Below are 13754 nucleotides of genomic sequence, written 5' to 3' on the forward strand. Positions count from 1 at the left end.
CACAACAGCAGAAACCGCTTCATTGCCCTGACCCCCGGGAGGCACCGTGCGAACCCCCCCACTCCTCACCTTCCTGGCCAGCCTGACCCTGGCGCTGAGCCCGCTGTCCGGCGCGGCCCACGCCGCCGGCACCCCCGCCGGCACCGTGATCCAGAACCAGGCCGAGCTGGAATTCACGCCCGAGGAGGGTGGTCCCCCCACCCGCCTGCCCACCCCGCCCGTGACGACCACCGTGCAGGCCCTATGTGCGGTGAGCGCGCTGCCCAACGGCAGCGTGGCCCAGCCCGGGCAGAGCGCGGCCCTGCTGCCCGGCGAGGCGACCACCTTCCGGTACGTGGTCACGAACAGCGGCAACGCGACCAACACCCTCGCCCTGACGGTGGTGCCCGACGCCGCCTCGCAGTTCACGCCCGGCGACCTGAGCGTGCACCGGGACGCGAACGGCAACGGCCAGATCGACCCGGACGAACCGGCCCTGACCAGCCTGACCCTGGACGCCGACGCAGGCGCCACGCTGCTCGTGCGCGCGAGCACCCAGGCCGCCGACCGGGGCAGCGCCTACCCGAACCTGAGCGTGCGCTGCGCGAGCAACGTCCGCGAACAGCCGGGCGAGGTGGACGAGGACAACGTCGCGCGCCTGACCGTGGGCGACCCGCCCGCCCTGACGCTGGACAAGACCTTCACGCCCGCCGCGCTGCGCCCCGGCGAGGTCACCACCGTCACCCTGACCGCCCGCAATGCGGGCAACGGCGCCTCACGCGCCGTGACGATCACCGACGTGCTGAACACGCCCGAGCTGCGCGACTTCGTGTTCGTCAGCGGCAGCGCCCGCCTGAGCGGCAGCGCCGCCCCCGACGCCACCATCGAGTACAGCGCCGACGGCCAGAGCTGGCAGGCTGCCGAGCCCGCCGCGGTCGGCGGCGTGCGCGCCCGCGTGAACACCCTCGCCCCCGGCGCCACCCTGACCCTGACCTTCGCCCTGCGCAGCCCCGAGGTCACCGGCACCCGCCGCAACGTCGCGCAGCTGCGCAGCGGGGACGTCACGGTGGACGCCCCCGCCGACGTCACCCTGCGCTACCAGCCGCTGATCGCCCTGGGCCCGCTGGGCAACCCCCAGGCGCTGCCCGGCGGGGAACTGAGCAGCGACGACCTCCAGCGCAAGGCCAACGCGCTGCTGAACACCGAGGTCTGCTTCCCGCACACCGCGCAGAACCTCGGTGACCGCCCGGACACCCTCACGATCAGCGGCCGCGTGCAGACCGGCGAGGGCGCGGTGCGCTTCACCGAGCGGGACGGCACGCCCATCCCCGAGCCCTTCCGCACGGACCTCGCCCCGCAGGCCACGAAGGACTTCAACGCCTGCTACGTGCCCCGCAAGGCCAGCGCCAGCTCCGCCGCCGAGGCCTTCCGCGCCGTCCTGACCGCCACGAGCAGCCGCGGCGCCGCCGACAACCTGACCGTGGACGTGCTGACCACCGTCGCCCCCCTGACCCTGAACCCGGTCAAGAGCGGTGACGCGAGCGGGCTGGTCGAACCCGGCCAGGTCATCACCTACACCCTGAACGTCACGAACACCCAGAGCTTCGCCCTGACGAACGTCGAGATCCGCGACAGCCTGCGCGCCCTGCAGATCCTCGACGCCAGCGGCACCCTGATCCGCACCGACCTGCTGGAGTTCATCAGCGCCGACCAGGGCGGCGTCCTGGACGGCGAGCGCGTCGTGTGGCGCCTGACCCGCCTGGACCCCGGTCAGGCCGTGACCCTGACCCTGAAAGCCCGCGTGCCGCAGGGCACCCCGGACGGCGCGCGCGCCGTGAACGTCTTCACGGTCAGCAGCGGCGAACTGACCACCCCCGTGCCCAGCAACCCGGTCGTGAACGGCGTGTTCCGCAGCGCCAACCTGACCCTGGTCAAGACCAGCAGCCCCGCCGTGGTCGCCTACGGGCAGACCATCACGTACACCTTCACCGTCACGAATCGCAGCGCCACCGGCGCGCTGGACACCATCCGCGTGCAGGACACCCTGCCGGCGGGGCTGGTGTACGTCGAGGGCAGCAGCCTCCTGAACGGCACCGAGATCGTCCCCACCGTGGACGGGCGCACCTACACCTGGCTGATCCCGGGGCTGGCGCCCGGCGCGAGCGCCGTGATCACCTTCGACGCGGTCGTCACCCCCGAGGCGGGCACCCAGATCCGCAACAGCGCCGTCGCGACCGCCGTGAGCAACAACGGCGAGACGAAGACGCCCCCCAGCAGCGCCGTGAACACCATCGACCCGCTCATCTTCGGCCGCAACACCGCCGATCTGGTCGGCTACGTGTTCCAGGACGTGAACCGCAACGGGGTCTACGACCGCGCAGTGGACGTCCCGGTCCTGAACGCCCGCGTGATCCTGGCCGGCGGCCGCCTGGCACTGACCGACGCGCAGGGCCGCTACCACTTCCGGAACCTCCTGGAAGGCGAGGTCGCGCTGAGGCTCGATCCGAACAGCGTCGCCTACGCGCCCCTGAGCGTCCCGCAGGACGCTGGACGGCCGGGCAGCCGCCTGCTCTACGTGCGGAACCTGACCAGCGCGGACTTCCCGCTGGCACCCGACGCCGGTGACATCGCCGTGGTGCGCGACACCACCCTGCGCGTGACGAGCACGCTGCCGCTGGCGACCCCGCAGACCCTGACCGTCCGCAAGCAGGTCTTCGAGCAGGAGGCCGGGGTGTACCTCGTGCAGCTGACCCTGAGTGCCAGCGCCGACCTGAGCGGCGTGGAGCTGAACGACCCCCTGCCGCAGGGCGCGACGCTGCTCGACGGACAGCCCGCCCTGACCTTCACCACCCTCCCCGCCGGCGAGCGCGTCCTGACCTACCGCTTCCGCTGGGCCGGGGATCTCAAGGGCGCCGTGACCGACCCGGCCGCCCGCTGGAGGTACTGAGTGAAACGCGCCCTGACCACCCTGACCGCGGCCCTGCTGGGTACGGCCGCCGCGCAGGAAATCTCGACCTCGCTCCCCCTGACCTCGGTCGGCGACAAGCTCATGTGGACGGTCGGCGATCAGGACCTGCGACTGGTCGTGGGCGTCGGCTCGCGCGTGCAGCTGGACGTGTACGGCGCGCAGTTCGACCCGGCCGACTACCGCACGCCGGACCAGTACGGCGACGAGAACTACGACCCCGCCACGCCCAAGGCCCCGGTCGGCAGCACCTTCACCCTGCTCGACGACGGCGGGCAGGTCGTCCGGCAGCAGGAGTTCGGGCAGGGCGCGCAGGACTGGCAGACCTTCCTGAACAGCGACCTGAAGGCCGGCACGTACACCCTGCGCGTGCGCACCCAGGGCAACGGCAAGAACACCTTCGCGCTGCGCCTGACCTCGGTCAGCGCCGCCGTCGAGGCCGACCACCTGAACGTCACGGTGCGCAGCAACGACTGGGTGCCCGCCCTGAACGTCTATAACCCCGGCGGGCCCATGAGCATCCGCATGTACGACGGGGACGGCCCCGGCGAACTGCAGGGCGAGCTGCGCGACGCGCAGGGCAACGCCTACCCCGTCAAGGTCAGCGGGCAGCTCCAGTGGGACGAGATCAACGTGCCCGAGGACCAGGGCAACTACACCCTGTACCTGCGCCAGCCGCCCAGGACCTTCCAGTGGTCGAACTCGGTGGGGTTCGAACTGAGCACCGGCCCGATCCAGATCGTCACGGCCGACACCACCGGCAAGCTGGATATCCGGGCCGAACTGGTCCTCCCGGACGAGACGCTGCCCACCCAGGCGAACGTCACGGTGGGTGAACAGACCTACGCGGTCAATGGGCAGGCCGGGCCCTTCACGCTGCCCGCCCGCGAGTACCCCGTGCAGGCCGAGCCGGTCAAGGGAGCCGAGGTCAGCGTCAACGCGCCGGCCGCGACCGTCACGAAGGGCCAGACCGCGCGCGTGGCCGTGCAGGTCAAACCCAGCCTGAACCTCAGCTTCACCGCCGACAAACCCGAGGTCTGCGTGGGCGACGTGGTGACCTTCACCGCGCGCGCCACCACCGACTTCGAGCGGCAGACCCTGCCCGCCAGCCTGCGCGTGGCGCTGCCCGCCGGGTTCGAGGCGCAGGGCGACACGAGCGTCACCGCCCGCGTGGACGCCGCCCACCCCGGCGTGCTGACCTTCGAGGCCCGCGCCGTGGCCGCCACGCAGGGCGAGGCCCGCGCCACCCTGGCCCCCTGGAACCAGACCCGGACGCTGGGCGTGCAGGTGCTGCCCAGCGCCACCCAGATCGAACTGCGCCGCGCGCCGCTGGCCGCGACCCTCCCCGGCGAGACCGTCACCGTGACCCTCACGCTGCGCAACACCAGCGCCGCGCCCGCCCCCTTCGAACTGACCGACCAGCCCGGCGAGACCCTGGAAGCCCTGGACCCCACCAGCTTCAGCGGCGAACTCCAGCCCGGCGAGGAGAAGACCCTCAGCTACCGCGCCCGCGTGAAGGGGACGGGCGGCGAGCAGGGCCAGCTCAGCGCCACCCTGACGAGCAACTGCGCCACGCAGCAGGTCGTGGGCGGCACCCTCGGCGTCACCACGCCCCCGCCCCCCGCGCCCACCCCGGTCGTCACGCAGACCCGCGAGAGCACGGTCCGCATCCCCTACGACGTGCCCACCACGCGGAACGCCACGCAGGTCATCGTGGCGCACCAGCCGCCCGCCGGGGCCAGCTACGTGCCCGGCAGCAGCCAGCTGAGCGGCCGCCCCCTGGCCGACCCGCAGGTGGGCGCCAGTGGCAAGCTGTACTGGACGACGCCCGGCGCACCCCGGGGCGTCCTGACCTACCGCGTCACGCACGAGGGCAGCCTGCCCGCCCTGCAGAGCCCCGCCCTGGTCGGCCGGTACGCCGGGGGCCAGGTCAGCGTCCTGGTCGGCGAGGGTAACCTGGACGACCTGGGCGCCCTGCAACCGGTGGCCGCCGCGCAGACCCGGGAGAACGGCGGCGCGCTGAAACTCCCGCTGGACGGCGCGGTGTACCGCGACCGCGACCGCGTGACCGTCGTGGTGGAAAGCCCCGAGGGCAGCGAGGAACTCCCCCGCATCAACGGCGTGCCGGTCGATCCGGCCAGCCTGGGCCGCAGGGCGGTGGACGCCGAGCGCGGCACGCAGCGCCAGGAGTTCTACGGCGTCGCGCTGCGCAGCGGCGAGAACATCCTCACCTTCGCCGGGCAGACCGTCCGGGTGTCCCTGGCGGGCACGCCCGTCAGCGCCGAGTTCACGGGCCAGCAGCTCATCGCCGACGGCGTCACGCCCATCCGCGTGGGCATCCGGCTGGCCGACGCCGCCGGGATCGGCACCGCCAGCGGCAACGTCACCGTGCAGGCCACCCTGGAACCCACCCAGCCCGACGCGCAGCCCCGCGTGGTCAGCTATCAGGTGAAACTGACCGACGGCGAGGGCGTGCTGGAACTCGAACCGCTCGCCGCGCCGGCCCACTTCGACGTCCGCGTGCGCCTGGGCGACCGGGTGATCAGCAAGGGCTTCGAGGCGCTGCCCAGCCGCACCCGCGTCGGGATCGGCATGCTGAGCGTCGGCGGGGTCCTGAGCCGCGGCGGGGTCGCGGCCGGCGAGGCCCGCGCGCAGGGCTACCTAGAAACGCCCATCGGGGACGGCAAGCTGTACGTCGCGGCCAGCGGCGCTCTCACCGCCGACCGCACCGCCAGCGGGGCCACCACTGTCCGGCAGGACCGCGACCAGGGCCTGCCCACCACCGCCAACCCCCTCCAGCGCTACCCCACCCACGGCGACAGCAGCGCCGAGACCGTGCCGCTCCAGGGCATCGACCCGGTCGCCGTGCGCTACGAGCACCCGGCCTTCTCGGTCAGCTACCGGCAGGCGCCGCTGCCCATCGACGTGTTCAACCTGGGTGTCACGCCCACCGCCCTGAGCGGATTCACGCGCGGCGCCCCCGCGCAGCTGTCGGGCTTCGTGGCCGCGCTGCCCGGTGACCTGAAACGCGTCACGCTGGACGCCAACGGCCTGCGCGCTCTGCCGCTGCCCGACCAGGACCTGGCGGCCGACAGCGAGACCGTCACGCTGATCCTCACCGACCCCGTGACCGGCGCGCAGGACCGCCGCCCGCTGGCCCGCCTGAGCGACTACACCCTGGACCCCGCCGCCGGTGTCCTGTACCTCCAGCGGCCCCTGAACCTGCTCGACGACCAGGGCCGCACCGTGCGCGTCGAGGTCAGCTACCGCCTGAACGATCCCCTCGGGGCGCGCACCCTCGGCTGGGGCGTGCAGGGCAAGTACCGCGTGACCGACACCCTGAGCGTGGCCGCCGCCGCCGTCAGCCTGGACGGCGTGACCAGCGTGGGCGCGCACGTCCGCTACGACGACGGGAACCGCCGCGCCGACCTGCTCGCCGCGTACGCCGCGCCGGGCACCCTGGTGGACGGCAGCGCCAGCGTGCAGGGCGAGCGTTTCGCCGTGAGTGGCAGCGTGCACTACCAGACCCCGGGCTACGCGGGCCTGAACGCCGGCACCCCCGGCCTGGGCGCCGCCGCGGACGCCACCTACCGCCTGACCGACCGCTTCGCGCTGAACGCCCGCGCCACCTACGCCGCTGCGCCCGCCTCGGATAGCGCCCCCGCGACGGGTGGCGGCGCGGCCGACCTGCGCGGCCTGTACAGCTTCTCACCGTTCACGTTGGGCGCCGGCCTCCGCGCGGGCTTCGGGGATCAGCAGGGCGTGGCCGCCATCGTCAGCGCCGCCTACGCGCGGGACGGGCTGGGCGTGCAGGTCGAGCACGCCCAGGCCATCAGCGGCACCCTGGAGACCACCACCACCGTCAAGGCCAGCGTGCCGGTCGCCGATCACGTCACCCTGACCGCCCGCGACGACATCCGCTGGGGCGAGGGCCAGCGCGCCAGCCTGGGCCTCCAGACCGCGCTGGGCGGCACGAATCTCAGCGTCAGCTACGACCTGCCCGGCGCCGACGGCTGGGGCAACCGCGCCCGCATCGGCGTGGACACCACCTTGCCCGTCAGCGACCGCGCGGCGGTGGACCTGCGCGGCAGCCTGATCCTCGACACCGACGGCGACGCGCAGAACGAGAGCGGCTGGAACGCCGGCGCGGGCGTGCGCTACAAGGCCGACACCCTGAGCGCCACGCTGGCCGCCGACGCCGCCCGCACCGGCGCGGGCCTCAGCGTGGCCCTCAAGGGCGGCGCGACCTACAGCGTCAACGATCAGCTCACCCTGAGTGCCGAAGGCCACCAGATCTTCGGCGCGGGGGCTGGCGCGAACTACGCCGTCTCGGGCGCGCTGCGGGCCGGGCCCTGGCAGGGCCTGAGCTACCTGCGCTACAAGGACGGCGCGCTGGCCGGTGGCACCCCGGAACTGATCGGCGAGGCGAACGTCGAGTACCACGTGCCCCGCTACGCCCTGCGCGCCGGGGTGGCCGGCCGCGCCCTGCTGGACCAGCCGGGCAGCGCCACCTACCAGGGCAGCCTCAGCGGCACCTACTACGTCACCGACCGCCTGGGCCTGGGCCTCGCCGCGCGCGGCCTGACGCAGCCCGCCACCGGCAGCGCCCTGCTCAGCGCCGGCCTGGAAGCCAGCTACCGCGTCCTGCCGGGCACCTGGCTGACCGTGGGCTACAACCCGGTGGGCTTCCAGGGGATCGGCACGAACGTGTACACCCGCCAGGGCGCCTACCTGCGCCTGGACCTGATGCTCGACGACGGACAGATTCCCGCCCCCGCCCCCGATACCACCGGAGGGCGCTGAGATGAGGCCCCGCATGCATACCCTCCTGACCGCTGTCCGGCGCCTGCTGCCCCTGGCGGCCCTGTCCGGCCTGAGTCTCGCCGCCGCCACCACCTGCGCCGCCAGCAGCCCCTGGGTGCAGAGCTTCAACAGCAACGCTGCGCTGAGCAGCGTGCAGAACCACGTGTACGTCACTGACCCGGGCACCGTCACGAACACCTGGGGCAAGTACACCTTCTGGCAGGACATCGACCACACCGGCAACGGCGGCTACGCGCTGTTCCTGAACGTCGCCAACTTCGAGAACCGCAGCGGCGCGCTGCTGAGCACGCCCCGCGTGCTGTTCCAGCAGGTGCTGAACGTGCCGGCCGGCTCGCAGCTGAACTACCAGAACTACGCCCGCACGCACGCCACCGCGCCCGCCCAGCTGCGCTACGAGTTCCTGGACACCGCCAGCGGCACGCTGCTGGCGCGCACCGACGGCAGCGTCCTGACCACCGGCTATACCCTGCAGAGCGTCCCGGCGTTCACCGCGCCCGGCGCGCAGGTCACGCTGCGGATCCTGACCCTGAAAGACGGCGTGAGCGGCGACGCGAACGTCCTGAAGCTCGACGACCTGAAACTCAGCTGCGTGCCGCAGGCCCAGCTCACCCTCACCAAGGGCAGCAACGGCCCCTGGACGCCCCTGCAGAGCGGCGCCACGTACACCCTGACCGTCCGGAACAGCGGCAGCGCCACCACCGCCGGTCTGGTCACCGTGAAGGATCAGCTGCCCACCGGGATCAGTGCGCCCGCCAGCTTCACCCCCGCCAGCGGCTGGACCTGCGCGACCAGCGCCGGCACCGTGACCTGCACCGGCACGCCGAATCTCGCGGCGGGTGCCAGCCTGACCCTGAGCGTGCCCGTGAGCGTCGGCCTGGGGGCCGTCGGGACGATCACCAACCGCGCCAGCGTCGGTGGGGGCAGCGACCCGAACCCCATTCCCGATCCCGCGACCTGCACCTCGACCGCCGGGCAGTGCGCCACGGCCACCACCACCGTCACCACGCCCGCGCCGCCGGCCCCTGTGACCGGCACCTGCACCGTCAGCGCGCCCTTCACGCGCACCTTCGACACGAACGCCGCCAGCGGCGAGGTGCGCAACCACACCTACCTGAGTGACCCGACCGTCGTGAACGCCACCGACGGCACCTACACCTTCTGGAAGGACATCGACCACACCGGCAACGGCGGCTTCGCGCTGTTCCTGAACGTCGCCAACTTCGAAGGGAAGAACGGCGGCGCCCTGAGTACCCCCCGCGTGCTGTTCGAGCAGCAGATCACCGTGCCCGCCGGGGCCGAACTGAGCTACAGCAACTGGGTGCGCAGCCACTCCAGCACCGCCACGCAGCTGCGCTACGTCTTCCGCGACGCGGGCGGCAGCGTCCTCCAGCAGGTGGACGGCGCCCTGGTCACCACCGGCTATACCCTGCAGAGCGTGCCCACCTTCACCAGCCCCGGGTCGCAGGTCACGCTGCAGATCCTGACGCTGAAAGACGGCACCAGTGCCGACGCGAACGTCCTGAAACTCGACGACCTGAGCCTCAGCTGCCCTGTGCCGGCCAGGCCCCAGCTGACCCTGACCAAGACCAGCAACGGCCCCTGGACGCCCCTGCAGAGCGGCGCCACGTACACCCTGACCGTCAGGAACGACAGCGCCGTGACGAGCAGCGGCGCCGTGACCGTCAAGGATCAGCTGCCCACCGGGATCAGTGCGCCCGCCAGCTTCACCCCCGCCAACGGCTGGACCTGCGTGACCAGCGCCGGCGCCGTGACCTGCACCGGCACGCCGAACCTCGCGCCGGGCAGCAGCGTCACCCTGACCGTCCCCGTGACCGTCGCCGCCGAGGCCGTGGGGACGGTCACGAACCGCGCCAGTGTGGGCGGCGGCGGTGACCCCGACCCGATCCCCGACCCCGCGACCTGCGCCTCGACCGGCGGGCAGTGCGCCACGACGACCACCACCGTCACCGTGCCCACGGCGGCGCCCACCTGCGAGAAGGTGTACGCGCTGACGGTCACGCCCGGCGGCAGCACCCTGGACGGCGTGAGCATCAACGAGCTGGACGTCACGGGCAACGTGATCGGCACGCAGATCGCCGCCATCGGCGGCACCTCGGCCACCCTGGCCATCTCCCCGGACGCCCGGCGTTTCTTCGTCGCCACCGACGACAACCGCCTGCGGGTCTATGAGCCCGCCACCCGCACCTGGTACGCGGGCGGCACCTTCAGCGGCGTGTCCGGGCGCCTGGTGCGCATGGCCGTCACGAGCAGCGGCGCCGGCTACGCCATGGACGGCGGCGGGAACCTCTGGTCGTTCACGACCGGCGCCAGCAGCGGCTACGCGGTCACGGCGCTCGGACAGGTGACCAGCGTGTCCAGCGGCGCGCCCAGCTTCCAGGACAACGGGGACTTCTTCGCCGACAGCAGCGGGAAGCTGTACATGATCAGCGCTGTGACCGGCTCGACCAGCATCGACCTGTGGCTGATCACCCCGGCGGGCAGCAGCGCCAGCGCCGAGTACCTGGGCAGCTTCAGCAACCCCGGCCAGAACTCGCAGTTCAACGGGATCGCCGCCAGCCCCAGCGGCATCTACGCCCGCGACAACCTGGGCCGACTGGTGAAACTCGACCTGGTGAACGTCACGTACATGCCGGTCGGCTCGCCCAGCCTGGGCTCCACCGACCTCGCCAGCTGCACCTACCCGGTCCTGGCCCCCAGCCTCGGCGCGGTCAAGAGCGTGACCAAGGTCGCGGGGACGACCGGCGACCGGGTGCAGCCGGGCGACACCCTGGAGTACCGCGTCGTGATCCGCAACAGCGGCACGCTGCCCGCCGGGGGCGTGACCTTCACGGACGCGCTGCCCGCCGGGACGACCTACGTGCCGGGCAGCGCCCGCGTGAACGGCGCCTCGACGACCGTCACGAACGGGGCGAGCACCAGCCTGGGCGGCGCGGCGTACCCCTTCGCGCAGCCGGTCGGGATCTGCTCTGGGCCGACGGCGGCCTGCACCACGCAGGTGCTGAAGATCGACAGCACCCCCGCTGCGCTCGACAACGAGGCGGTCGTGACCTTCCGCGTGACCGTGAATGCCCCGGCCAGCTACCCGGCCAGCGTGCGCAACACCGCCCTGGCGCGCTATGCGGGCGGCCCGACCGGCGGCGTGCCCAGCAACGAGGTCGTGACGCCCGTCTTCGAGCCCGCGAAACTGACCGTCACGAAGACCGTGCAGAACATCACGCGGGGCGGCGCCGCCTCCACGAGCAGCAGCGGCAACCCGGGCGACGTGCTGGAATACTGCATCGCCACGACGAACGTGGGGGGCCTGAACGCCACGAACATCATCTTCAGTGACACCGTGCCGGCCAACACGGCCTTCACGGTGGGCGGCTTCGCCCCCGGGCAGGACCTCCGCGTGACCACCCCTGCCGGCACGGTGTACTACACCGCCGCGGCCGACGGGGACGCCGGACTGCTGAGCAGCGGCAAGGTCACGGTGCAGGGCGGCAGCTTCGTGCTGGCCCCCACCCAGACCGTCACGATCTGCTTCCGCGCCAGCATCCAGTAACGGACTGTCAGCCGGCGGGCCGCTTCCTCCGGGGCGGCCCGCCGTTCATGTGCCCTTGAGAGCGCCGGAGATGGGGCGCGGGCACACCGTCGCGCCGCGCCGGGCGGGGGAGAGTGACCGGCATGCCCGGCGGGACTCAACTCGTGTGGTTCAAGAAGGATCTGCGCGCGCACGATCACGCGCCGCTGTGGGAGGCGGCGCGGCGCGGGCCGGTGCTGCCGGTCTTCATCTACGAGCCTGAGCAGCTGACCCACGAGGAGTTCGCCGGGCACCACCTGACGTACCTGAACGACTCGCTGCGTGAACTGGACGCCAGCCTGCGCGCGCTGGGCACCCCGCTGGTCGTGCGGGTGGGCGAGGCGGTCGCGGTGCTCGACGAGCTGCGCGAGGCGCACGGCGTGAGCGCCGTGTGGGCGCACGAGGAGACCGGCAACGGCGTCAGTTTCGGGCGGGACCGCCGCGTGCGGGCCTGGGCGCGGGCGCGTGGCCTGCCCCTGAGCGAACTGCCGCAGAACGGCGTGATCCGCCGCATGCGCAACCGCGACGGGTGGGCCGCCACCTGGGAGGAACGGATGGGCGCCCCGCAGATCGCCGCGCCCGCGCGGCTGAGCGGCGTGGACGCCGACCCCGGCGGCCTGCGCACCCACGCCGAACTGGGTGTGCCTGCCAACGCCAAGATCATTCCGCCGGGGGGCCGCGCCGCCGCGCTGGACACCCTCGACTCGTTCCTGGCGGCGCGCGGCGTGAACTACATGCGCGAGATGAGCAGCCCCCTGAGCGCCGAGGCCAGCTGCTCGCGCCTCAGCGCCCCGCTGGCCTTCGGGACCGTGTCGCTGCGCGAGGTCGTGCAGGCCACCCGCGTGCGCCTCGCGCAGGTGCGGGGCGACCTGGGGGCCGACCCGCGCTGGGTGCGGTCCCTGCGCTCGTACGAGTCGCGGCTGCACTGGCACTGCCATTTTGTACAGCGCCTGGAAAGCCAGCCGGACATGGAATTCCGCACCCTGAACCGCGCCCTGGAGGGCCTGCGCGAGCACGAGTGGACCCCGGAGTTCTTCGACCGCTGGCAACACGGCCAGACCGGCTACCCCCTGATCGACGCCTGCATGCGCATGCTGCGCGAGACGGGCTGGCTGAACTTCCGCATGCGCGCCCTGCTCGTCAGTTTCGCCACGCAGCACCTCTGGCTGCACTGGCGCCAGCCCGGGCTGTTCCTGGCGCGCGAGTGGCTGGACAACGAACCCGGCATCCATTGGTCGCAGATGCAGATGCAGAGCTCCACGGTCGGCATCAACCGCGTGCGCATCTACTCCCCGACCCGGCAGGCCCGCGAACAGGACCCGGACGGAGTGTTCCTGCGCCGCTGGCTGCCGGAACTCGCGGACGTCCCCACGGACTTCATCCACACGCCCTGGGAGTGGAGCGGCGCCGGACGCCTGAGCTACCCGCCGCCCATCGTGAACGAACAGGAGGCCGGACGCCGCGCCCGCGCCCGCATCGGCGCCGCCCGCGCCAGCCCGGCCTTCGAGGCCGAGGCCCGCCGCATCTACGCGACACACGGCAGCCGCAAGAAGGCCGAGCTGCGCGCCGAACGAAGAGCCAAGGGACTCCCGGAGAAACCCCCACCCACGCCGCGCCCCCGTGCCGTACAAAGGACCATCATGAGCGACCAGCCTGACCTCTTCGGCCACACGCCCACCCCCTCCGGTACCCCGAAGGCCATCGTGCCCAGCGGCCTCCCCGACGACTGGCAGCAGGCCCTGCACGGGGAATTCAGCGCCCCGTACTTCCACGAACTCAAGGACTTCCTGGTGGAGGAACGCCGCGCCGGGAACGTGTTCCCGCCCGCGCCGGACGTGTTCAACGCGCTGCGCTTCACGCCCCTAGGAGACGTGAAGGTCCTGATCCTGGGCCAGGACCCGTACCACCGCCCCGGGCAGGCGCACGGCCTGAGCTTCAGCGTCCGCCCCGGCGTGACCATCCCCCCCAGCCTGCGCAACATCTACAAGGAACTGACCGCCGACCTGCCGGGCTTCACCGCGCCCCGCCACGGCTACCTGAAAGCCTGGGCCGAGCAGGGCATCCTGCTGCTGAACGCCGTCCTGACCGTCCGTGAGGGGCAGGCCAACAGTCACGCCAACAAGGGCTGGGAGCACTTCACGGACGCCGTCATCCGCGCCGTGAACGACAAACCCGACCGGGTCGTGTTCGTCCTGTGGGGCGCGTACGCCCGCAAGAAGAAGAAACTCATCACCGCGCCCCAGCACGTCATCATCGAATCCGCGCACCCCAGCCCCCTGAGCGAGGCGAAATTCTTCGGCAGCCGCCCCTTCAGCCAGGTGAACGCCGCCCTGGAAGAGGCGGGCCTCACGCCCATCGACTGGCAACTGCCCATGCAGGTCACGGAATGAAGCGGATTCCGTC

General features: G+C 72.4%; 4 protein-coding genes. All 4 read left to right on the forward strand.

Features of this window, described 5'->3' with window-relative positions:
* Positions 1-46: 46 nt before the first annotated feature.
* The 4 genes from AUC44_RS00895 to ung all read left to right on the forward strand — a co-directional run bounded on the left by AUC44_RS00895 (position 47) and on the right by ung (position 13741).
* Entirely contained in the window at positions 47-2926 is a 2880-nt protein-coding gene (locus tag AUC44_RS00895; RefSeq protein ID WP_231724493.1) for a DUF7933 domain-containing protein, read from the forward strand.
* Positions 2927-7747: a COG1361 family protein gene (locus tag AUC44_RS00900; RefSeq protein ID WP_062156982.1), complete on the forward strand. Its 4821-nt coding sequence runs from the start codon at positions 2927-2929 to the stop codon at positions 7745-7747.
* Positions 7748-7760: 13 nt separating this feature from the next.
* Complete coding sequence (locus tag AUC44_RS00905) at positions 7761-11333, forward strand: DUF11 domain-containing protein (RefSeq protein ID WP_062156983.1); 3573 nt, start codon at positions 7761-7763, stop codon at positions 11331-11333.
* A gap of 122 nt (positions 11334-11455) precedes the next feature.
* Positions 11456-13741: a uracil-DNA glycosylase gene (ung, locus tag AUC44_RS16025; RefSeq protein WP_082688894.1), complete on the forward strand. Its 2286-nt coding sequence runs from the start codon at positions 11456-11458 to the stop codon at positions 13739-13741.
* Positions 13742-13754 lie beyond the last annotated feature (13 nt).

The organism is Deinococcus actinosclerus (assembly GCF_001507665.1).
Taxonomy (GTDB): Bacteria; Deinococcota; Deinococci; order Deinococcales; family Deinococcaceae; genus Deinococcus; species Deinococcus actinosclerus.

What these genes read in the sequence shown, in the direction of transcription:
- AUC44_RS00905 (WP_062156983.1), top strand. Translation starts at nt 7,761, where the DNA reads ATGCATACCCTCCTGACCGCTGTCCGGCGCCTGCTGCCCCTGGCGGCC.
- ung (WP_082688894.1), top strand. Translation starts at nt 11,456, where the DNA reads ATGCCCGGCGGGACTCAACTCGTGTGGTTCAAGAAGGATCTGCGCGCG.